Source organism: Kitasatospora sp. NPDC059646, from assembly GCF_042734615.1.
Classification (GTDB): domain Bacteria; phylum Actinomycetota; class Actinomycetes; order Streptomycetales; family Streptomycetaceae; genus Kitasatospora.
Genome location: NZ_JBHWDS010000029.1, coordinates 1 through 19,750, shown reverse-complemented (window position 1 = coordinate 19,750; position 19,750 = coordinate 1). Strand labels below are relative to the sequence as shown.

Below are 19,750 nucleotides of genomic sequence, written 5' to 3'. Positions count from 1 at the left end.
GCGAGGTATCACCGGCAGCCGCGCTGTGTTGTTCGGGGGTGCAGGGCACCGATCAGATGTCGCGCCTGTTCAGGGCGTTCAGCAGCTCCGCGACCCGGGCCGGGGCGGGGACCGGTTTGAAGTCCGGCTCCTCCTTCGGCATCTGCTGCGGAGGCGTCGACTCCCCGGTGCTCTGGCCTGGAACAAAGCCCAGCACGATCTCAGCCAGCGGCAGGTTGGGGATCCGGTCGCGCTCCAGGATCGAGCCGTAGTTCTTGATGCCGCCGGGGTTCTTGGTCAGCTGCCCTACGAGCAGGCGACGGGTGCGGTCGTCCAGGGTCGTGATCCGGGGCCAGCCCTGATCGGCCATCGCTTCCAAGAGGGCTGGAGCGAGGGACTTTGCCTTCGGCCGTCCGATCGTCCACGGAGCGGGGAGCAGCTGGAGCAGCCGGACGGCGGCCGTGGTTTCCTCGGGGTCGAAGACCATCTCCTCCTCCCGAGCCCCCACCCCGGTGGGGCCGGTGGGGTTCGAGCGGGGGTTGGGGGAGGAGGTAGTTACCTCCTCCTGGAGGTGTGGAACCACGTTGATTTTCAACGTGTCGGCCTGAACTGCACAGACGTTGGATTCCAACGCGCCGGATTCCAACGCGTGAGTCTTCGACGCGTTGGAAATTGCAGTGTCGGTCTGACCTGCACAGACGTTGGAAATCGCAGTCTCGGAACCGGGCCGCTTCGACGCATGCGTTGGATTCCGCACCATAGGCCTGACCTGCGACGATGCCTCGACGCCTCGGGTACCCCGGGAGACGTAGGCGCTGTTGTTCGCCGGGTTCCGGTAGACCATGAACTTCCACTTCGGGCGCTTGGTCTTCTCGTCGTAGCCGTCCCGTACGTGGCTGACGTGGCCGGCCCTCTGCAGGCGGCTCATCACCCCGCGCAGGCGGCTCTCGCCCATCTTCCAGCCGGTCGCCTGGAACTCCGCAGACAGCGCGAGCATGCCGGACGGCTGGCCCGGGTCCCGCAGCAGCAGGCGGATCAGCACGCCGTAGTCCTCGGGCTGGAGGCCGGGCGAGTACGCCAGCGCGTACGGGACGACGACCTCCTCCGGAGGCTCCCAAGCCCGCTGGACCGAGGCGCTCGCGAACTCGGGGCTGGACATCCTCACCGGGACACCTTCGATCCGGCATCGAGTCCCAGGAACAGCGCAGCCTGGACGATGTGGTGGTGCCTGCCCTGCATCAGTGTGTTCTTCACAGGGGCATTCGTCTCGCACTCGTCCTGTGGACAGTGGAGCTGGACCTGTGGGGTGGCCGACAGATTGGTTGGCAGGCCGGTGTTGTCACGGCCGGTGCGCGGGGTGGAACTCACGTGGCGCTACCTCTCGGGGGTGAGCGCGGCCCTCGCCGGTATCAGGGGTAGGCCGAGCGCGCGAGTGACGGGTGTCTCTCGCCCGTTGCCACCAGCGCCTGGTACCGTCGGGACAGCGTTACATCTCTCGCGATAGCGGCCCCCTCGCCAAAGACGGGCCGCTTTCGCATTTTCTGGACTTGTGGTGCCCGATATCGGGTATGAGGCAGAGCCTAGCCTCGGAGAGGGCCAGGCCTTTGTGCTTCTGGAGTGGGTCCGTTCATCCAGTGGCGTCGGCCCGGGCTGCGAGCTCTAGGAGCTCGGTGGGCGCGGCACTGCCGGCGATGAGCACTAGCTCTCGAATCGTGCTGCGCGACGCCACATGCGTGCGGACCGTTTCAGGGGCCAGCAGTTCAGCCTGTAGCAGGCATTCCAAGGCCTCGCCGGAGTGGCGCCGCTGAGCGTGTGCTCGGCCGAGATCCATCAGCAGGCGCGCCTGACGCTCGGGAGACAGAGTGCTTGCGTCGATTGCGTTTCCAATGTCGATTGCCTCGCCAGCATCGCCGAGGTCGACGGCAGCTGAAACCGCTTGGATCTCCACGTTGGTGGGACCGAACTCGAGGTTGAAGTCGTTCCGGTCCTCGCTGAGTCGGGACGCGATCGTTCGTGCTGAGGCCAACTCCTTTCGTGTCGATGCCCTCTCGCCCGCGCGAGCATGGATGAGGGCCAAGACCAAGTGGAGAGACCCTGCGACCGACAACACTTCCGGGCTAGCGTCGGGCGCAGCGGCCCTTTGGCGTATCGCGCTGACTGCGGTCTGCGCGGCATGTTCCGCCTGGTCCAGCCGGTGAAGCCTTACGAAGGCCTGCGAAAGCCGGAAGATGCCAGCGAGCACGTCCAGCGGTCTGCCAGATTGTTCAGCTGCGCGGATCGAACGGTCAGCGGCTACCCATGCAGCGTCGGCTTCGTTCTGTCGAACGAAAGCGGCCGACAGCGCTTGATAGGTTCGAGCTAGCAGCGCCTGAGCAGCCGGGCGCTCGGCGACGGGCAGAATCCGGCAGGCCCGTTCGAGTTCTGGAAGCAACTCGTTGAGGCGCTGGCTGAGCTGGCTGAATCGGGACGCGTGCATGAGGTTCCAGACCTCGGCCACGGCGGCGTCAAGGTCCGCGAGGTCGCGTACCGGATCCTCGGAGGTCATGAGCAGAACGTCGAGCGCCGGGTGTCCTGAGATCAGCAGCCGGGCACTGTCGAGGTCGTTCGGCTCCTGATCCGACTCGACGGGGGGAATGTTGAGTCGTGTAGGGGCATCGGGACGCAGGGCCTGAACCGAGACTCCGAGTCCATCAGCGAGGCGCTGTAGAACATCCAGCCGTGATACGGGCTGGACACCGCGTTCGACCTGCGAGAGCCAGCTCGCAGTGCGGCCAATTCGACTGGCCAGCTCATTCTGCGTCAGCTGTCGGTCGGTGCGCAGTTCGGCGATTCGCTTGCCGAAGGCCTGGTGAGAGGTCTGTCCCATGCTTGCCTCATTCCGAGGTCGGGCGCTTGCTGGCCAGCTCGTCGAGAAACGTCACCTCGAAGCTGTCCAGGTACTGACCGCGCTCTGCCAGAAAATACTTCACGTGCGGTTGCTCCTCGTGAAGCTCGAAAGCCGCTCGGTTCGCGTAAAGCTCGTAGAAGACCCGAACCAGCGGGTCCCCCTGGTCGACGTGGCTGGCGTACACGAGGGTCTGGGGCTCGTGTGCCCGGATGCCGTTCAGTGCCTGCTCGACAAGGCGGTCGAACGCCGCCGCCGCCTGCGGGTCTCGTAGGCGGAAGCGGACGATCAGCCCGAATCCCATGGCTGCTCCTCTCTTGGTCGCACTAGCATTGCATACTCGCAAGCAAACTGCGACTAGCAGTGCAAGTCCTTGACTCGCAGATTTTCTGTGAGTAGCTTCTGTGGTGTTGCACTGCGGGGTTGGTCCCCCAGGGCTTCGAGCGCCGTGTCCAAGCGGTCGCTGTCGAGGCGGTCTTGATGGGTCGTCCGACATGCAGGCCTATTCGCGTTGGCGGAGATCGAGTTGAGCCCACCCGCTCCTCGAGATCCGCACAGTCGCTGTGGCCGAACACATCGAGCTCCACCTACAGCGCTGCTGTGCTGTCTGTCCGTCAGGACGCCGGCTGACGCCGGGCCTGGCGGGCGGAGAGGGCAGCACTCCGCTCTCTCGAACGCCCCCTTCTCCCCGCCAGGAGGCCCTGATGCCCGCTCGCGTCCGGACCAAGCGCCGCTCCGCTCTCCCCCCGATCCGCCTCTCTGCGTTACGTCCCAGCACCTACAACCTGCGCTGCGGCGAGGTCCGCACGATCGTCTGCCCGGACTGCCAGACCTGGCAGCGGATCATGGGCGACACCACCCTGACGATCCGCGACCACGTCTCCACCGACCTGTCCGGCGCCGAGCTGACCGCCGGCCAGCAGGACCGCCGCTGCACCTCGGCCCGCCGGATCGTCGAGGTGGACCTGACCGCCGACGAGATCGCGCGCTGGCAGCGGGTGCAGGACCGGCGGATCTCCCCCGACGCGATGCCCGCCGAGTCCCGCCGCGGCACCACGGTGCTGAAGAAGACCCGGACCCCGCTCCAGCCGGCCGTGCTGCACATCGCGCAGGGACGCCCCGCGCCCTCCGAGGTTCCCGCGCCGACCGCCGCTGAGCGCACCGCGAAGTGGGCTGAGCGGTACCCCGTGGCCGAGACCGTCGACATGGTCCGCCGGGCCACCTCCCACGCGCTGCACGCGGACACCCGCCGCCGCCTCTACGGTCCTGACCTCCAGGTCGAGGAGCGCGACACCCGCGAGGCCTCCCGTGCGCTGGCCGAGCGTCGCACCGAGGCGGCGATCCGTCAGGCCAGCCCGCTGCGCAGGTACGCCGCCGCTTGACCCTGAATCACCGCACGGCCCGTCACGGCCGCCGCCGACCTCGCACACGACGGGGTCGGCGGCGGCCGTGGTCGTCCGTACGACCAGCACACAGCAATGAGGCCCTCGGGGCGGTACCCCCGAGGGCCTCAGTCGGTCGCACCATCCACCCGTAGAGAGAGGACCACGACCGTGGACACCATCATGCACCGTCACGCCCCGGACCTCGACGCCATGTACGACCGGTACGCCGGCCGCCTGCGCGCCGCCGCCGCCGAGCAGCTCGCCGCGATCAGCCCGGCCGCCGCGGACCTCGGCGAGGACCTGGCCGAGCAGGTCTGGGACGACGTCGCCGCCGGCCGCTACCCGGAGGGCCGCCGCGGCCTGGACGGCCTGCTCGCCCTGCTGCTCGACAAGGTCGGGTCGGTCCGCCGCCGGGCGGCCGCCAGCATCGAGGCGATCCGCGAGGTCGTCATCGACCTGGACGACCTGACCGACACCGAGCCGTCCGCGTCCGTCACCACCCTCCGGCCGCCGCTCCCGGCCGTCGTCTCCGCCGCCGTCGCCGACCTCCGCGTCCTGCCCACGGCCGTGTGATCGCGATGGCCTCCGAAGCCCTGATCAAGCTGCTCGCCGCCAAGGCCGCCGCCGCGGCCGCCAAGGCCGCCGCCCGCGCCGCCGCCGACGCCCTCAAGGCCGCCACCTCCGGAGGACCCAAGTCATGACCAGCCTCGACCCCGCGGCGTGCCGCTCCTACATCGGCGGCGGAACCCCCGTCCCCACCCCGCCCGCGCCCCCCGCGCCCCCGGCCCCGCCCGCGCCGAACCCGGGCGGTGACAAGTGACCGGTCGCGTGCCCAACTCCACCTACGACACGGACCTGATGCTGCGGATCTCCCGCCAGGCCACCGCCCGCACCGTGAACCGCCGGCCGGACGAGGCCGCCCCGCCGCGCCCGGCGCCCGTGACGCAGCCGCAGACCACGGAGTAGCACCCCGCTACCCCATGCCCCTGATCCGTGCCACCGACCGGTGGCACTTACCCGAGAGGAATCGACCATGGCTCGCTACAACGACTACTACCGCGAGGACGCCACCACGGACGAGGTGCACCAGGCGATCGAGGACAACGACGACGCCGAGTACGCCGACTTCTGGCGCGACAAGGACAACGGCGAGTTCTGACCGCCCCTCATCCGACCGCCACCGCGCCGCCGCGCCCACCCCGGGCGCGGCGGCGCTCCTACGACCAACCGACCTGGCACTCCGACATCTCCGGGAGGAGATCAGCATGTCCGCCAGCACCGTCACCGTCCCGACCTTCCAGAGCCTCGCCCTCCGCCACGGCAAGTGGCTCGCCTCCATCGCCGTCCGCGGCGGCGAGTTCGAGGCCCCGACCGACCCGACCTCCGCCACCGGCGAGGACCTGGTCGACATGACCCGCGCCGCCTCCGCCTTCCTCGACGAGCTGAGCGCCGACTCGCTGGTCATCGACCACGAGGACAGCGTGGACATGCTGAACGCGGCGGCGGCCTGCCTCACCGCCGCCCAGGACGTCGACGGCGACGCCCGCTCGGCCCTCCTCCGCCGCGCCGACGAGGCGCTGAAGTGGGTCGAAGACCTCGCCGAGGAGCTCGCCCTGGAAGCCGACTGACCGAACCACCCCGCTCCTCACCCCGACTCCCCCTGCGCCGCCGCGCCCACCCCCGGGCACGGCGGCGCTTCCTCTACCCCCCGCTGCTTGGAGGCTGTTCGTGAAGCACCGCGCCCGCACCGCCACCCCCGCCCGCCGCACCTACTACGACGCCGTGTCCTACCGGCGGTGGGTAGCGCGGCAGATCGGCCCGCGCCGGGTCGGCGGGATCTACCGCTCCGGCTACTCCGGCGCCGTCTACGAGGTCCTCGCCGTCGACCCCGGCCCCCGGACCGGGACCTGGCCGGTGTGGCAGATCACCGTCCGCATCCTCGGCGGGACCCGCGCCATCGAGCACTGCACCGGCTGGGAGGACCGCGACCGGGTCCTCGCCGAGCCCGGCGAGGAGGCCCTGCGCTACTGGGCCGAGCACACCCTCGCCGCCCCCGCCCTCACCACCAGCCCGACCGCCGGCGCGCTCCTGGAGCAGCGCCACCTCCTGGACGAGGTCGCCCACCCCGACCTCACCGCGGCGTTCCGCGCCCTGGCCGCCGCCTGACCCGCACCGGACGGTGTCGTTCGCCGCCCCGCCCGCCCCGGACCGCCGGGAGCGGGCGGGGCGGCGTTCGTCGGCGCCCGACGCACCACCCACGAGAGAGGACCACCCCGATGCCCCTCCCCGCCTGGACCCTCCATCCCCTCCCCTCCGACCAGCCCTTCGCGATGTCGACCGCCGCCCTGCGCCGACTCCTGGCCTGGCTCGACGACCCGCAGCAGCGCGAGGCATGGCGCTCCGCCCGCCGCAGCCGCGAGATCGCGCTGATCGAAGCCGAGCGCACGCTGGCCGCGGCCGAGTACAGCGGCCGCCGGCAGGCCGACCCAGCCCGGATCGTCGAGCTGCGCGAGAGCACCGCCGAGGCACGCGGCCTGGCGGGCCTGACCGCGCTGGCCGAGGACGTCGCCGAATGCAGCCGACTGCGCATCACCGCCGCCCTCCGCCGGCCCGGCACCGACAGCGCCGAGACGGTCGAGGAACTCACCACCCAGATCGAGATCGCCACCCGCTGCGTGAACGAGGCCCTCACCACCGCCCACTACGCCGACCCCGCGGAGGCGCACCGCCACCTGACGGCGGTGCTGGACACCCTGACCAACCGTCACCGCGCCGCCCGGGCCACCGCCTCGGTCGAAGACCTCGAGGCCTGGGCCCAGGACCTTGAACTCGCCCTCGACATGGCGCAGCTGACCCTCTCGCAGGCCTGAACCCGCCGTCGTACAGGAGGACACGATGCTCAAGCTCATCACCGCCGGCGCGTTCGCCGACCTGGTCCGGCGCGCCGAGACGGCCGAGACCGCCCTCGCCGACGCCAACCGCAGGCTGGAGAACGTCGCCGTCCAGCAGGAGAGCGCCCCGGAACGCGAGCGCGGGGACGAGGCGGCCGAACTGCGCGCGGAGTTGGCGGACGCCCGGCTGCGCCTGTGCCAGCGGAACGCGGAGCTGCGGCTCGGCGAGCTCGTCTTGGCGGAGGCGAAGGCGCGGCTGGTCGACCGCGACCGCGAGGTCGCCGAACTGCGCGCCGAGCTGCAGCGGCCTGCCGCCGGCTGCCCGGCCGATCCGGAGCTGCCGGAGCACACCGTGCTGACCTGCCGCACCGTGGGCGGCGGCCTGGTTGCGGTGATCGCCCGGCCGGACGAGAGCTTCACCGACGGCCGCTGCGACTACGGCTACCAGTGCCTGGCGTGCGGCGACAGCAACAGCGGCGCCTACCAGCCGGGCGACGGCCGGCGGTGGGCCAACGAGCACGCCGGCATGTGCCGGGCGGTCCCGACCGGGGGCCGCCGCCAGCGGCTGACCTGAGCCTGTTTCGGGCCCGGCCGCCCCCGCTTCGCCGACGACGGCGGCCGTTTCGGAAGCACCCCTGGTGCGTTTCGGGAGCAGCCGCCGCCGTTTCGGACCCACCTGATCCGAGCCTTCCGGAGGCATCCAATGACGCTCACCGCACCGCCGCCGACGGCGGCCCGCACCCTCCCGGCGCCCCCCGCGCCGGGCCCCGTTTCGCTCCCGACCGACGCCGTTTCGGCAACGCCCTCCGGAATTTCGGACGCGCCGTGGGCGGTTTCGGAGACGCCCGCCGAGCGTCCCAAGCGCAACGTGCTGATGGGCGCCCTGTCGGTGCTGGCCGCCGCCGGCAGCACCCTGGTCGGCGCCATCGGCTTCCGCATGTCCTACGACACGCTGCGCCAGGTCGCCCAGGACCACTGGGGCTTCTCGCAGGACCTCGCCCAGTGGTTCCCGGTCGGCGTCGACGCCTCGATCGTGGCGTTCCTGGCCCTCGACCTCTACATGATCCGCAAGAAGACGCCCTGGTCAGCGCTGCGTTTGGCCGCGCACGTGATGACCGTGGCCACGATCTGGTTCAACGCGGCCGCCCAGGGTTCGCTGTGGGACGACCCGGTGCGGGCCGCCTCTCACGGCGTCATGCCCGGGCTGTTCGTCATGGGCGTCGAGGCGGCCCGCCGCCTGGTCATCCGCAAGGCGCAGCTGGAGGACGGCACATCGGCCGACGGGGTGCCGCTGCACCGGTGGCTGTTGTCCCCGGTGAAGTCGGCGCGGATGTACCGGCGGATGCGCCTGTACGACGTGCGGTCCTACCCGGAGATGGTCCGCCGGGACCAGGAGCTCATCGCCTACGAGCTGTGGCTCAAGCGCAAGCACGGCGGCGACCTGTCCAAGGCCAGCGATGAAGAGCTGCTGCCGATGAAGATGGCGCCGTACGGCTACACCGTCGCGAAGGCGCTGGCCATGCCCGCCGACCAGGACCGGGCGGCCGAGGAGCGGGCGGAGGAGGCCGAGCGCCGCCGGCTGGAGGCGGAGACCCGCCGCAAGAAGGCGGAGGCCAGGGCCCAGGCCGAGGCGCTGCGCGCGGACGGCGAGGTGCAGAAGGTCAAGGCCGAGATCGAGGGCGAGACCGGGCAGGCCCGGGCGCACGCGAAGGCCCAGGTCACGGCCGCCGAGCGGGCCGCTGCGGCGGAGGAGGAGGCGCTGGAGACGGCGCTGGTCGCCGAGGCCCGCGCCCGCACCGCTGCTGCCGAGCGGCAGGAGGCCGAGGAGCGCGAGGAGAGGGCGGCGGCGGACCTGCGGGCGGCCGAGCTGGAGCGCCTCGCCGCCGAGGAGCGCCGGCAGGCCGCGGAGGCGGACCGGGCCGCGGTCGCCGAGGCGCAGGCCGTCGAGACGGCGACCATCGCCGCGGCCCGCCAGACCGCCGCCGAAGCGGACCGGGCCGCTGCCGAAGCCGAGGCGGCTGCCGCCGAAACGCGGCGCGCCGCTGCCGAAACCGAGCGCCTGCAGGCGGAGGAGATCGCCCGCCGCGAGGCAGCGATCGCCGAGGCGCAGCAGTCGGCGCTGGCTGCTGCCGAAGCCGAGATGGCCGCTGCCGAAACGCGGCGGGCCGCCGCCGAAATCGAGCGGGCCGCGGTCGAAGCGGAGGACGTCGCCAAGCTCAAGCCGCGCGAGCGGGCGGTGCGCAAGGTCGCCCGGATGATCCTCACCGCCCACGCCGCCAACCCGGACTCGGCCTCGGCCGAGCAGGTGGTGCCCCTCGCCGAAATCCAGGCGGCGCTGGATGTCTCCTCACCCGCCACCGCTTCCGAGTACCGGCAGGAGGCCATCGAACTGCTCGCCCAGGGCTACCGGCCCTGAGCGGCCCGCCACCCGCAATCCACGCACGGCTTCTCCGGTGGCCACCAGGGCGCAGCAATCGCCCTGGTGGCTGCCGAAGGCGCCGAAGCGCCGAGCACCACGGTAGCGGTCCGGCCACCACCGGAGGCGATCGCACCGATTCAACCCCCTATCACCGCAGGTCACTGCCGTGCTGCAAGGAGAAGTTGTTCGTCCTTCGGCTGTTCGTAGTCGTCCCCGACCACCCGGTGCGGGTGGGTGCGGGGGCGGTCACGGCCGTCCGGCCGGCGAGATCGAGGTATCGCACGAGAAGGAGGCAGCGGTGGGCGACACCGCACAGCCGCCGGCCTGGCGGCGCAAGAGAACCGAGAAGCGCAGCGAGGAGCGGGCCCGAAGGGTCGGCGCCCACGCGGCGCGGCTTCGTAGTGAGGCGGCGTCGGGCGGTCCTTCGGCACTCGCTGCGGCCGAGTGGAACATCCTGCGGGCGGTGGTCAGTCGGCTGCCGGAGGCCGTCCGGGAGGGCGAGTGGATGCAGATCGCCACCGCTCTGCAGAGCCTGTCGGCGAACCTGGCGAAGCGTCACGGCAAGTGACCGTCAGCGGAGCCGTTTGCGAATTTCGCATCGCGTATTCGCATCCGCACGCGTATTTGCCCGCCCCCAATGCGTAGGCGGGCGCGCGGGCGCGCGCGAGAGTACCCGCCCACGTTGCGTAACCGCAAGGGGCGGCGAGCGCGGCCTGCCGGGCCGTCACCGGGCCGTCCTACGGGGCGAGTTCGGGGGCGCGGCGGTGGTCGGCCTGCATATCCAGACAGAGATCAACATGTAGATCAACTAGCCCCCTGGGAGGGGATCATGACCGGGATCGAGACGACGGTGGCGGCCGGTGTGGGCGTCGCCAGCATGGCGCTGTCGGCGGCGCTGCAGGTACTCGCGAGCGGCGGGCAGACGCTGACCGCCGGGGCGGGCAAGCGCCACGGCGGCCTCGGCGGCGGGCGGGCGTCGGGGGCGATGAAGAACGCCCTCGCGAAGCTGGAGATGCCGCACCTGCACATCGCACTGTTCACCGCGGGCGGGGTCGGCCTGGCCGGCACCGGGCTGGGGCACCTGATCAACGAGGGCGTCACCTGGGCCAACGACGCGGTCGCGAACCTGATGACCGACTGGGTGGGCATCGGATTGGGCTGGCTGGTGTCCCTGGGCGCGGCGGTGGTGCTGCTGATCGACGTGCGCGACGACCGCTGCAGCTCGCGCACGCTGGCGCTGGCCGCGTCGATGCCGTTCTTCGCGACCGCGATCCCTGGCCCGGTCGGCCACGGCGTGGCCGCCGCGGTCGGCTGGGTCGCGCACTTCGTCGCCGGCATCGTCGCCGGCGCGTTCGGCCTCCAGTAGAAGGGGAGCGGCAGATGGAACTGCTCATCGCGATGGCGTTGGCGTACGCGCTGGGCGGCGGGGTCACCGCCGGCCGGGCGACGGCCGCGCAGCACACCAAGACGCCGAAGGCGCCGAAGCCGATCGACCGGACCGAGTCCGGGAAGAAGATCGCCCAGGGTGCGATCAACTCGGTTGCCCGCGTCTACACCTTCACCTCCGGCGCGCGGGAGGGCTGGCGCAAGGCGTGGCCGGAGACCAAGGCGGCGATCAGTGAGCGCCGGGCCAAGGTCAAGGCCGACCGCGCCGCTCGCAAGGCCGGCGCCGCGGCAGAGGCGGAGATCGTGGACGCCGAGATCGTCGAGGACGAGACGGTGAACACCGGCGGCCCGACCGCGCCGTCCGGTGCGGACGTGGACGCGGAGGCGTCGGCGCGGCTCGCGGCGGCGGTGGCCGCCGCCGAGGCGGAGGCCGCCCGTCTGGAACGTGAGCGGGCGGAGCGCATGGCCCGCTGGGACGCGGAGGACCGGGCCCGCGAGGAGCGGGCCAAGGCCGCCACCCCGCCGGTGCCGCCCAGGCCGAAGCAACCGCCGACCGCTGGCACCGCACCGGCGCCCGCCCCCGCCCCCGCCCCCGCCCCCGTCCCCGCCGGCACCGCGTCGGCGGGGGCGGTCCCGTCCCCGGCCCCCTCCCCGGAGGCGGGCCCGCACCTGCGGATCGTCAAGGACGACCCCACGACGCCCGCTCCCGGCACCGGGAGCGGGACTGCCACCGCACCGAGGAGCAGCATGAGCAGCACCCTGCCCACCGCCGCGACGCGGGTCACCGAGGTGACCGGCGTCGACTCACTGATGCAGTACCTCGCCCAGCTCTCGCGCTGGGCGCGGATGGAGAAGGACGACGCGGCCGCGGCCGTCACCCGCCTGAGCGGCCTGCGGGCCAAGGCCGAGCACGCCTACAACGCCGCCGCGGCGGCCAAGTACGACGCCAAGACGCTCGGCGAGCTCGCGGCGATCGTCGAGAAGCTCACCGAGCTGAAGACCTCCCGCGAGGAGGACCTGCGCACCTCCGACCTCGCCGAGCGCAACGCCTCCCAGGCGTCGGCGAACGTGTGGGGCCGCCACGGCGGCATCCAGGAGGCGCGCAACGCCTCCGACGTCGACATGGCCGAGACCAGCACCTACGGCGACTGACCCCAGGTCAGCACCGAAGAGCAGAACTGCGAGGAACCGAATGGCAGAGATCACCTACAGCCAGATCCAGGAGAACCTGGTGCAGCTGGCGGTCGCGACCGCGGTCGAGGAGGCCGCGGCCCGCGACCGCTTCGAGCGCCTGAACACCAAGGTCGTCGAGGCGGAGCGCAACTACCACGCCATCGAGCGGCTCGGCTTCGACCCGCTGACGCTGAACGACTTCCAGCAGGTCGGCGGCGCGCTGGTCGGCCAGGCCCGCGCGGTCGCGGCGGCCGCGAACTGCGCGATCGAGCTCAACGGCATGGCCCGGGCCGCCGGGCTGGCCATCGAGCGGCGCCACGGCGGCTTCGACCGGGCGGTGGCCTCCGCGCCGGTCCCGGCCGCCAACCGCGAGGCCTACAACAACCGCATGTGACCTCCCGGTCGGACACCGCCCGCCCGCCCCGCCGCTCCCGGCGGGGCGGGCGGTTCGGTGTGCGGCCGAGGTGCCGCATCCGCACCTGCCCCACCCACACGATCCGCGCCGTCATCCGTGTTCGCCCGTTCGCACTGCTGGAGTCCTCCCGTGATGAAGTCCCCCACCGTCCCGGCCGGGACGGACACCCCCGCCGCCACCGGCGGCGCCCTGCCGCGCCGGATCGCGCGCGGCACCTGGCGTCGTCTGCACCGAAACCGCCGCCACCTGCCCCCGCTCGCGACCTCCGTGGTGCTGGCCGGCTACGGCCAGGCCCTCACCCACGCCCCCCACGGCCTGGTGGGTGCGCTCGCCGTCGACGCCGCCCTCCCGGCCGCGGTCCTCGTCGCGCGCACCTGGCGCAAGAAGGGCCCCTACACCCGCACCGCCGCGAAGTTCCTGCACCGGCACCGGGTCCTGCCGACCCCGCCGAACCGGCCGATGCGCCGGGCCGAGCTGGTGCGCACCTCCGTGGCGGCGGCTGCGGCCGGGACGTTGCTGACCGCGATGCCGCTCACCGGCACCGGCCCGTTCCAGGCGCCGATGACGGGGCTGTGGTGGCTGGCGCTCACCCCGGCCGCGGCGATCCCGTGGTGGTGGCGCCGCCGCATCCGCGCCAGCGCCGAGCCGCTCGGCGCGGAGCAGCGCGTCGCGGTGTGGGAGGCGAAGGTCGGCTCGACGCGCGGGGCGCTGCCCGGCTCCAAGCTGCTGGAACCCGTCGACACCGGCGACGGGGCGTGGGAGGCGCTGATCGAGCTGGACGGCGGCCGGCAGACCACCGCCTCGGCGATCGCCGCGACCACGCTGATCGCCTCCGCCTACGACCTGCCGATCTCCTCGATCGCCGTGGACGGCGTGCCCGGCGGGGCGGCGTCCCGGGCCAAGCTGCTGGTCTACGACAAGAACCCGCTCAAGAACGTGCCGGTGTTCCCCGGCCCGGAGGCGCTGGACGTGAAGACCGGCATCGCCCGGCTCGGCCTGCACATCGACGGCGGACCCGCCCAGTACCAGATGTGGCGTCCGGGCTGGGGCGCGGTACACACCCACATCTCGGGTGCGACCGGCTCCGGCAAGTCCGCGCTGCTGCGGTCGCTGTTCTCCATCGAGCGGCACTCCGGCCTCGTCACCAGCTGGGGCGGCGACCCCCAGGAAGGCAAGTCCTTCGGGTTCTGGCAGGACTACCTCAGCTACTTCGCCCCCGGCGTGGACGAGTGCATGGCGATGCTGATCGCCGCCGACACCGAGCTCACCCGCCGCTCCAAAGCCTCCGCCCTGACCGTGTGGTACGACGAGGACGGCGACCTGATGTACGGCGACACCGACTGGTCCCCCACCCCCGAAGAGCCGCTCATCGCCGTCACGATCGACGAGTGGCAGGACGTGTGGGGCAACTACCCCGAAGCCCTCGACTACGCCGTGCGCATCGCCATCCTCGGCCGCAAGGTCGGCATCAAACTGCGCCTGGTCACCCACCTGCCCACCCTCGACTCCCTCGGCACCCCCAAGCTGCGCCAGCCGCTCACCGCGGGCAACAACATCGCCTTCCGCACCACCGAACGCTCCGCCGGGTACGTCATCAACCTCCCCGCCGACCCGAACGACATCCCCTCCACGTGGCCCGACGAGCCCGGCGTGCCGACCTCCGGCATGGGCTACCTCAAGGGCGTCGAGGAACGAGCCGCGATGTTCCGCGGCTGGGCCCCGGAGAAAGCCGGCGTCGCGACCCGGTGGGCCAAGCGCGGCACCCCCGCCGTCGTCTCCGCCGAGGCGGCCGAGCACATCGGCCCCGCCTACACCCAGTGGCGCGACCGGCTCGACGCCCGGCGCCGCGGCGAACTCCCGCCGGTGCCCGGCGTCACCGACGAACCGGCCACCACGGCAGCCACCCCGGCCGGCAAGGCCAAGCCCCAGAAGAAGGGCTCCACCGCGGGCACCGTCGCCCCGGCGAAGGCCAGCTTCGGCAAGCCCCCCGCCGGCCCCGGCTTCGACCAGCTGCTCACCGCCACCACCACGGGCAGCACCCCGGCCCGCGGCGACAAGAAGAAGGCCGTCCTCGCCTTCCTGGAGACCGAGGGGCAGGCCACCACCGGCATCATCGCCGCCCAGCTGACCATGCCGCTGTCCACCGTCTCCTCCACCCTCAAGCGCGCCGCCGAGAAGGGCGAGGTCGTCGACCTCGGCCACGGAGCCTGGGCCCACCCCGCCGCGCTCGCCGCCGCCTGACCCACCCTGCCTGCCGCCCCGACCCCGGGGCGGCAGGCACCCGCACGCTCCGGAAGGACCACCGTCATGCTCGCCCCGCACGCGGCCGCCCCCGTCCGGGCGTTGCGCACCTGGGTGCCCGCCGCCCGCTGACCCGGCCTTTCCTGGGGCCGCCGGACCCGCCCGCCACCCGGGCCGGGCCCGGCGGCTCTGGAAGGCGCCGAGCCGCCCCCACACCCCGCTTCCCCACCGCACCCAGCCCCTCGAAGGAGCCCCCGGTGAACACCCCCGCCAACGCCTCGCACACCGCCGCCGACCGGGCGGCGGACCCCCAGATCAACATCCTGGAGACCGGCTACACCCCGGTCATCCTCGACGGCCAGATCCTCGCCGTCCCGCTGCGCCCCACCCTGGACGGCCCCGAGTTCGTGCCCGCCATCGTCGGCGGCGAGGCCGTCGCAGTGCCTGTCCACAACCCGCTCGCCATCACCGCCGCGGCCGCGCAGCCCCAGCCGCAGCCGCAGCCGACCCCGGCCGCCCCGGCCGCCCCGGCCGCCCTGGCGCAGCCGGCGGCCGAGCAGGGCATGCCGCTGGCGGTGCGCCAGTACCTGCTCGTCGGCTCCCTCACCGCGCTCGCGGCCAGCGGCGCGGTGTGGGTGCTCGGCGCCGCCGTCGCCGAGGTCGCCCCGCACGCCGACAAGCTCGGCGAGGTCCTCAAGTGGGCCGCCGTCCTGGTCGGCGCCGTCGTCATCGGCACCGCCGCGCTGCTCGGCAAGCTGCGCTCCGTCACCTCCGGCACCACCAGCGGCAGCGGCAGCGGGGCGAGGGCCACGGCCACCGGCGACGGCGCGAGCGCGACCGGCACCGTCCTGGCCCTGGTCCACCGCACTCACCAGACCAACATCGGCCGCCAGTCCGCCGGCTGGCGCGGCTCCATCACCAACAACAACGGCTGAGGGGGAACCCGCCCGTGCGCAACGCCCTGCGCCGCCTCGCCCGCCGCCCTGCCGCGGCCCGGCCGGACGACGCCCTGCCCGCCCTCCACCAGGCCACCCCCGCCGAACCGGCCGACCCCGGCCCCGGCAGCGAGACGGACTGGTGGACCTGACCCGACCACATCACCGTCCACCCGCTCCTGCTCGCCGTCGAACAGGACGCCGACGCCGCCTGCGCCCGACTCCAAGGCGCCGCGGACCAGTCGTGAGCCCGGACGACCGGCCTCGCCGCCGGAAGCGCCACGCGCCCGCCCCGCCGAACCCCGGCCGGGCGGGCGCGGCGCGTCCGGGGACGGGACCGGCCGCCCGGCCGACACCACGATCCGCCTGGAGGACGTCGTGAGCATCACCGTCACCGCCGACCCGGCCAGCCCCGAGGAGAGGGGCGCCGCCGCGGTCACCGCCATCGTCGAGGCCGTCAAAGCCGCCGCGCAGCGCCCGCACGTCGACCGCGCCGTGTGCTGGCGGATCACCGGCACCCCCTACAGCGCCGCCCGCCTCACCGTCGCCGACCTCGCCGCCCGCATCGCCGAGATGCCCGAGCAACTGCCTGTGCTCCTGTACGTCCCGGACGTCGACTGCCGCGACGCGGTGCCGGTGCGCTCCACCACGTGGGACGGCGCGCTCGTCCTGCACACCACCGAAACCGACCCGGATCCGGACATCCTGCCGCTCGACCCGGCCCCGGCCGGCGCGCACACCGCGGCGACCGGCCGCCTCGCGCGCACCGGCCAGCTCACCGCCGCCGACCTCCGCGCGGCGCTGGCAGGCCTGCCCGACCACGCGCCCGTGATGGCCACGGTGCCCGGCTGGGCCGGCACCGGCGACCTGGTCGTCGAAAGCGCCGACGACTACGGCACCTGCCTGGTCCTGGACACCGACTACCCCACCTGCGACCCGTACGGCGAACACGAGGACGACTGACCCGCCCGCCCCGACCGACTCGCGCCAACGCCGCCCGTCCCCACCCCGGTGGGGCCGGGCGGCCGCACATCCGACACCGCCGATCCCGCACAGTGAAGGACACCCCGTGAAGCTGCGCCTGTTCGCCGCCCCGTTCGCCGACGCCGTCGCCCACGTTGCCCGCGCGCTGCCCGCCCGGCCGCCCGTCCCGGTGCTGGCCGGCATCCTGCTGGCCACCGGCGAGAACGGCCTGACCCTGTCCGCGTTCGACTACGAGACCTGCGCCACCGTCACCACCGACGCCGAGATCGCCGACGACGGCCGGGCCCTGGTCTCCGGCCGCCTCCTGGGCGACATCGCCAAGGCCCTGCCGAAGTCGGCCGAGGTCGACCTGGAACTGGCCGGCACCCGCCTTCTGGTCGCCGCGGGCAGCGCGAAGTTCGAGCTGCCGCTGCTGCCGCTCGACGAGTACCCGGCGCTGCCCGCCGCACCGGACACGGTGTTCACCGCCCCTGCCGACGCGTTCGCCGACGCCGTCGCCCAGGTCGTCGTCGCCGCCGGCACCGACGACACCCTGCCGGTGCTGACCGGCGTGCTGCTCACCCTCGCCGACGACGGGCGGCTGACCCTCGCCGCCACCGACCGGTACCGCTTCGCCGTCCGCGAGACCGACGTCCGCCCCACCGGCACCGTTCCCGCCGAGACGACCGTCCTGGTCCCCGCGAAGTGGATCTGCGACGCCGCCAAGGCGCTGACCGGGGAGCACCCGCTCCACGCCGGCTGGCACGACGGCCAGTTCACCCTCTCCGTCCCCGGCGGCCGCGCCATCGGCACCCGCCTGCTGACCGGCGAGTTCCCGAAGTACCGCAGCCTGTTCCCCAGCGCGGCCGACGCGACGATGACCCTCACCGTGCCGGTCGCCGAGACGATCGCCGCACTCAAGCGCGTCGCCCTGGTCGTCGACGACAAGCGCCCGGTGCGCCTCACCCACCAGGACGGCCGGCTCCTGCTGGCCGCCGGCGACGACGACGGCGCGTCCGCCGCCGACCACGTCTCCTGCAACGCCTCCGGCGGCGTCGCCGCAGTCGAGGGCTGCGACGTCGCGATCAAGCCGAGCTACCTGATCGACGCGCTGCAGGCGCTCACCGAGCCCGAGGCCCGCCTCCACCTGACCCACCCTCACAAGCCCGTGCTCGCCCTCGGCTGGACGGGAGACGGCGTCGAGCCCGACTACGAGCACCTGCTGATGCCGATCCGCCTCGGCTCCACCTCCACCGCCGCCTCCTGACCACTCCCAACGAACTCCGGCCGCCGACACTCCTCGGCGGCCCGAGCGCCGCCCCGATCCCGTCCGCCAGCCGAAAGCCGAGGAGCAGACCGTGAACCCCAGCACCCCTGACCAGCCCCCGCACGACCGCGACGACGACCTCGTCCACCCCTCCCGCGGCGACGGAGCGAGCGAGCACCCGGACATGATCTGGCACCGGCCCGACTCCGCACGCCGTCGGTGGCGCGACGCCGTTCCGGCCCCGCTTCGGGACCTGCCCGACACCGTGCTCGTCCTGGTCGGCATCGCCGCCCTGGTGGGCGCGGCGCTCCTCGTGACCGGCATCGGCCGGATGCTGCTGGCCGCCGCCCGCTGGTGCGCCGACCCGGCACACCTCGCCCGGCCCGCCGCGCAGATCTGGCACACCGTCAACGACCCGATCCAGCAGAGCCTGGACGCCCGCAGCGCGGGCCTGCCCGCCGGCGCGGGCGTCCTCCACAACGCGTGGGCCGCCGCCGGGGTGGTGATCCTGCTGATCGCCCTGCGGCGCGGCGCGAGCGTCGGCGTGCAGCTCGGCGCGCTCGTCTTCGGCGCGCTGACGGCGGCGATGGTGTGGGACGGCACCGCGGGCCCCGGCCGCCCCGTCGCCGCCGGCCTCGCCGTCCTCGTGTGGGCGGTGCTCGCCGCGGCGGCGCTCACCGGCTCGTGGATCACCACCCGCACCACGGTGATCAACCAGGTCCCGCCCACCCCGGCGCCGGCCGTCACCGTGGCCGTCCCCGAACCGGTGCCGGCACCTGTCCACATCGACGTCACCGTTCCCGAGCCCCGCATCGAGGCCGTCGTCGTCGACGTCCAGCACCTCGTCGTCGACCGCGACGGACGGCGGACCAACCCCGCCGACCCCGACCGGACCTGACCCCGCAACGGGCGGCGACCGCACCGGCCGCCGCCCGCACACCCATCCCCTCCACCACGAAAGGCAGCCGCCTTGTCCTGGGCCATATCCCGCGACCAGCAGATCGCCGCCCTCTACGAGAAGCTCCATGCCCTGTCCGCCACCATCGGCGGCCTCGACCCGGGCAGCGCCGCCCGCAACGGCCTGCAGGCCGAGGCCGACGCCGTCTGGGCCGAGATCCAGCGACTCAAGACCGCCCGCGGCATCTCGCCCCGCCCGGTCCTGATCGTCCTCGCCATCACCGCACTCGCCGTCTGGATCCTCCTCACGCCCGGGCACTGACGCTGCCCACCACGACGCCCGCCCGCCGCACCCACCAGGCGCGGCAGGCGGGCGCCGTGGTGCGCGGCGCGGCCGCCCGGCCGACACCATCCACTCCCCGGAGGACACGTTCATGACCGACACCATCACCACCGACAATGCGCACGGAGCCGCCGAGGCGATCCGCTACACCGCGGACGTCGTCGCCGTGCGGCACGGCCGCGTCCTGCTGATCGAGCGCGGCCACGACCCGTACGCGGGCCTGCTGGCCCTGCCCGGCGGCCACGTCGACGCCGGCGAGACCGCGCTGGCCGCCGCCGCGCGCGAACTGCACGAGGAGACCGGCGTCCAGGTCGACCCCGCCGACCTGGTCTTCATCGGCGTGTACGACGAGCCCGACCGCGACCCGCGCGGCCGCTACGTCGGCGTCGCCTACCTGGCCCGCGTCCCTGCCGGCACCGAAGCCGTGGCCGGAGACGACGCCGCCGCCGTCCAGTGGATCCCGCTCGACGCCCTGCCCCAGCGGCTGGCCTTCGACCACGCCCAGATCCTCGCCGACGCCCGCCGGGCCATCTCCGGGCACTGACGCTGCCCGCCACGGCGCCCGCCGGCCG

The 19,750-nt window shown here is 73.3% G+C and carries 27 protein-coding genes; 23 read left to right on the top strand and 4 right to left on the bottom strand.

Features of this window, described 5'->3' with window-relative positions; all coding sequences use genetic code 11:
- Positions 1-52: 52 nt before the first annotated feature.
- From ACFV1L_RS21075 to ACFV1L_RS21060, 4 genes are all read right to left on the bottom strand, one after another.
- Positions 53-1,138, bottom strand: coding sequence for a hypothetical protein (locus ACFV1L_RS21075; protein WP_380367897.1), 1,086 nt, complete (start codon positions 1,136-1,138; stop codon positions 53-55).
- 2 nt (positions 1,139-1,140) lie between these two features.
- Positions 1,141-1,347 (bottom strand): hypothetical protein, encoded by a 207-nt coding sequence (locus tag ACFV1L_RS21070; RefSeq protein ID WP_380367895.1) that lies wholly within the window; start codon positions 1,345-1,347, stop codon positions 1,141-1,143.
- 259 nt (positions 1,348-1,606) lie between these two features.
- Positions 1,607-2,845, bottom strand: a complete 1,239-nt coding sequence (locus tag ACFV1L_RS21065; protein WP_380367894.1) for a helix-turn-helix domain-containing protein — start codon at positions 2,843-2,845, stop codon at positions 1,607-1,609.
- A 7-nt stretch (positions 2,846-2,852) separates the two neighbouring features.
- Complete coding sequence (locus ACFV1L_RS21060) at positions 2,853-3,167, bottom strand: putative quinol monooxygenase (protein ID WP_380367892.1); 315 nt, start codon at positions 3,165-3,167, stop codon at positions 2,853-2,855.
- 400 nt (positions 3,168-3,567) lie between these two features.
- Here ACFV1L_RS21060 and ACFV1L_RS21055 point away from each other — a divergent pair, with 400 nt between their 5' ends.
- The 23 genes from ACFV1L_RS21055 to ACFV1L_RS20945 all read left to right on the top strand — a co-directional run bounded on the left by ACFV1L_RS21055 (position 3,568) and on the right by ACFV1L_RS20945 (position 19,722).
- A complete protein-coding gene (locus tag ACFV1L_RS21055) occupies positions 3,568-4,245 on the top strand; it encodes a hypothetical protein (RefSeq protein WP_380367890.1) in 678 nt (225 codons plus the stop codon).
- Between the two features lie 171 nt (positions 4,246-4,416).
- Complete coding sequence (locus ACFV1L_RS21050) at positions 4,417-4,821, top strand: hypothetical protein (protein WP_380367888.1); 405 nt, start codon at positions 4,417-4,419, stop codon at positions 4,819-4,821.
- Between the two features lie 5 nt (positions 4,822-4,826).
- Positions 4,827-4,949 (top strand): hypothetical protein, encoded by a 123-nt coding sequence (locus ACFV1L_RS21045; RefSeq protein ID WP_380367887.1) that lies wholly within the window; start codon positions 4,827-4,829, stop codon positions 4,947-4,949.
- The gene (locus ACFV1L_RS21040) at positions 4,946-5,068 is read left to right on the top strand and encodes a hypothetical protein (RefSeq protein ID WP_380367885.1); all 123 of its coding nucleotides are present in this window, start codon (positions 4,946-4,948) and stop codon (positions 5,066-5,068) included. Before ACFV1L_RS21045 ends, ACFV1L_RS21040 begins: the two co-directional genes overlap by 4 nt.
- An 8-nt stretch (positions 5,069-5,076) precedes the next feature.
- Positions 5,077-5,214 carry a hypothetical protein gene (locus tag ACFV1L_RS21035; protein ID WP_380367883.1) on the top strand — a complete coding sequence of 46 codons (138 nt, stop codon included), beginning with the start codon at positions 5,077-5,079 and terminating at the stop codon, positions 5,212-5,214.
- A gap of 67 nt (positions 5,215-5,281) precedes the next feature.
- Positions 5,282-5,407 carry a hypothetical protein gene (locus tag ACFV1L_RS21030; RefSeq protein WP_380367882.1) on the top strand — a complete coding sequence of 42 codons (126 nt, stop codon included), beginning with the start codon at positions 5,282-5,284 and terminating at the stop codon, positions 5,405-5,407.
- A 106-nt stretch (positions 5,408-5,513) separates the two neighbouring features.
- The gene (locus ACFV1L_RS21025) at positions 5,514-5,876 is read left to right on the top strand and encodes a hypothetical protein (RefSeq protein ID WP_380367880.1); all 363 of its coding nucleotides are present in this window, start codon (positions 5,514-5,516) and stop codon (positions 5,874-5,876) included.
- 100 nt (positions 5,877-5,976) lie between these two features.
- Positions 5,977-6,414, top strand: a complete 438-nt coding sequence (locus tag ACFV1L_RS21020; RefSeq protein ID WP_380367878.1) for a hypothetical protein — start codon at positions 5,977-5,979, stop codon at positions 6,412-6,414.
- Between the two features lie 110 nt (positions 6,415-6,524).
- Positions 6,525-7,118 carry a hypothetical protein gene (locus ACFV1L_RS21015; protein WP_380367877.1) on the top strand — a complete coding sequence of 198 codons (594 nt, stop codon included), beginning with the start codon at positions 6,525-6,527 and terminating at the stop codon, positions 7,116-7,118.
- Between the two features lie 25 nt (positions 7,119-7,143).
- Positions 7,144-7,713, top strand: a complete 570-nt coding sequence (locus ACFV1L_RS21010) for a hypothetical protein (RefSeq protein ID WP_380367875.1) — start codon at positions 7,144-7,146, stop codon at positions 7,711-7,713.
- A gap of 129 nt (positions 7,714-7,842) precedes the next feature.
- Entirely contained in the window at positions 7,843-9,555 is a 1,713-nt protein-coding gene (locus ACFV1L_RS21005) for a DUF2637 domain-containing protein (RefSeq protein ID WP_380367874.1), read from the top strand.
- Between the two features lie 301 nt (positions 9,556-9,856).
- Positions 9,857-10,126, top strand: coding sequence for a hypothetical protein (locus ACFV1L_RS21000; protein WP_380367872.1), 270 nt, complete (start codon positions 9,857-9,859; stop codon positions 10,124-10,126).
- Between the two features lie 261 nt (positions 10,127-10,387).
- On the top strand, positions 10,388-10,924 hold the full coding sequence (locus ACFV1L_RS20995; protein ID WP_380367871.1) for a hypothetical protein: 537 nt from the start codon (positions 10,388-10,390) through the stop codon (positions 10,922-10,924).
- A 14-nt stretch (positions 10,925-10,938) separates the two neighbouring features.
- Positions 10,939-12,096 carry a hypothetical protein gene (locus ACFV1L_RS20990; RefSeq protein WP_380367869.1) on the top strand — a complete coding sequence of 386 codons (1,158 nt, stop codon included), beginning with the start codon at positions 10,939-10,941 and terminating at the stop codon, positions 12,094-12,096.
- Between the two features lie 40 nt (positions 12,097-12,136).
- Entirely contained in the window at positions 12,137-12,511 is a 375-nt protein-coding gene (locus ACFV1L_RS20985) for a hypothetical protein (RefSeq protein ID WP_380367867.1), read from the top strand.
- Positions 12,512-12,664: 153 nt separating this feature from the next.
- Positions 12,665-14,773 carry a hypothetical protein gene (locus ACFV1L_RS20980; protein WP_380367866.1) on the top strand — a complete coding sequence of 703 codons (2,109 nt, stop codon included), beginning with the start codon at positions 12,665-12,667 and terminating at the stop codon, positions 14,771-14,773.
- A 257-nt stretch (positions 14,774-15,030) separates the two neighbouring features.
- Complete coding sequence (locus tag ACFV1L_RS20975; protein ID WP_380367864.1) at positions 15,031-15,708, top strand: hypothetical protein; 678 nt, start codon at positions 15,031-15,033, stop codon at positions 15,706-15,708.
- Between the two features lie 14 nt (positions 15,709-15,722).
- Positions 15,723-15,860, top strand: coding sequence for a hypothetical protein (locus tag ACFV1L_RS20970; protein WP_380367862.1), 138 nt, complete (start codon positions 15,723-15,725; stop codon positions 15,858-15,860).
- A 226-nt stretch (positions 15,861-16,086) separates the two neighbouring features.
- Positions 16,087-16,671: a hypothetical protein gene (locus ACFV1L_RS20965; RefSeq protein WP_380367861.1), complete on the top strand. Its 585-nt coding sequence runs from the start codon at positions 16,087-16,089 to the stop codon at positions 16,669-16,671.
- A 106-nt stretch (positions 16,672-16,777) separates the two neighbouring features.
- Positions 16,778-17,938 (top strand): DNA polymerase III subunit beta, encoded by a 1,161-nt coding sequence (gene dnaN / locus ACFV1L_RS20960; protein ID WP_380367859.1) that lies wholly within the window; start codon positions 16,778-16,780, stop codon positions 17,936-17,938.
- 91 nt (positions 17,939-18,029) lie between these two features.
- Positions 18,030-18,836, top strand: a complete 807-nt coding sequence (locus ACFV1L_RS20955; RefSeq protein ID WP_380367857.1) for a hypothetical protein — start codon at positions 18,030-18,032, stop codon at positions 18,834-18,836.
- Between the two features lie 72 nt (positions 18,837-18,908).
- Complete coding sequence (locus tag ACFV1L_RS20950; RefSeq protein ID WP_380367855.1) at positions 18,909-19,157, top strand: hypothetical protein; 249 nt, start codon at positions 18,909-18,911, stop codon at positions 19,155-19,157.
- Positions 19,158-19,269: 112 nt separating this feature from the next.
- Complete coding sequence (locus ACFV1L_RS20945) at positions 19,270-19,722, top strand: NUDIX domain-containing protein (protein ID WP_380367854.1); 453 nt, start codon at positions 19,270-19,272, stop codon at positions 19,720-19,722.
- Positions 19,723-19,750 lie beyond the last annotated feature (28 nt).

What these genes read in the sequence shown, in the direction of transcription:
- ACFV1L_RS21075 (WP_380367897.1), bottom strand. Translation starts at nt 1,138, where the DNA reads ATGTCCAGCCCCGAGTTCGCGAGCGCCTCGGTCCAGCGGGCTTGGGAG.
- ACFV1L_RS21065 (WP_380367894.1), bottom strand. Translation starts at nt 2,845, where the DNA reads ATGGGACAGACCTCTCACCAGGCCTTCGGCAAGCGAATCGCCGAACTG.
- ACFV1L_RS21060 (WP_380367892.1), bottom strand. Translation starts at nt 3,167, where the DNA reads ATGGGATTCGGGCTGATCGTCCGCTTCCGCCTACGAGACCCGCAGGCG.
- ACFV1L_RS21055 (WP_380367890.1), top strand. Translation starts at nt 3,568, where the DNA reads ATGCCCGCTCGCGTCCGGACCAAGCGCCGCTCCGCTCTCCCCCCGATC.
- ACFV1L_RS21045 (WP_380367887.1), top strand. Translation starts at nt 4,827, where the DNA reads ATGGCCTCCGAAGCCCTGATCAAGCTGCTCGCCGCCAAGGCCGCCGCC.
- ACFV1L_RS21040 (WP_380367885.1), top strand. Translation starts at nt 4,946, where the DNA reads ATGACCAGCCTCGACCCCGCGGCGTGCCGCTCCTACATCGGCGGCGGA.
- ACFV1L_RS21030 (WP_380367882.1), top strand. Translation starts at nt 5,282, where the DNA reads ATGGCTCGCTACAACGACTACTACCGCGAGGACGCCACCACGGACGAG.
- ACFV1L_RS21025 (WP_380367880.1), top strand. Translation starts at nt 5,514, where the DNA reads ATGTCCGCCAGCACCGTCACCGTCCCGACCTTCCAGAGCCTCGCCCTC.
- ACFV1L_RS21015 (WP_380367877.1), top strand. Translation starts at nt 6,525, where the DNA reads ATGCCCCTCCCCGCCTGGACCCTCCATCCCCTCCCCTCCGACCAGCCC.
- ACFV1L_RS21010 (WP_380367875.1), top strand. Translation starts at nt 7,144, where the DNA reads ATGCTCAAGCTCATCACCGCCGGCGCGTTCGCCGACCTGGTCCGGCGC.
- ACFV1L_RS21005 (WP_380367874.1), top strand. Translation starts at nt 7,843, where the DNA reads ATGACGCTCACCGCACCGCCGCCGACGGCGGCCCGCACCCTCCCGGCG.
- ACFV1L_RS20995 (WP_380367871.1), top strand. Translation starts at nt 10,388, where the DNA reads ATGACCGGGATCGAGACGACGGTGGCGGCCGGTGTGGGCGTCGCCAGC.
- ACFV1L_RS20990 (WP_380367869.1), top strand. Translation starts at nt 10,939, where the DNA reads ATGGAACTGCTCATCGCGATGGCGTTGGCGTACGCGCTGGGCGGCGGG.
- ACFV1L_RS20985 (WP_380367867.1), top strand. Translation starts at nt 12,137, where the DNA reads ATGGCAGAGATCACCTACAGCCAGATCCAGGAGAACCTGGTGCAGCTG.
- ACFV1L_RS20980 (WP_380367866.1), top strand. Translation starts at nt 12,665, where the DNA reads ATGAAGTCCCCCACCGTCCCGGCCGGGACGGACACCCCCGCCGCCACC.
- ACFV1L_RS20945 (WP_380367854.1), top strand. Translation starts at nt 19,270, where the DNA reads ATGACCGACACCATCACCACCGACAATGCGCACGGAGCCGCCGAGGCG.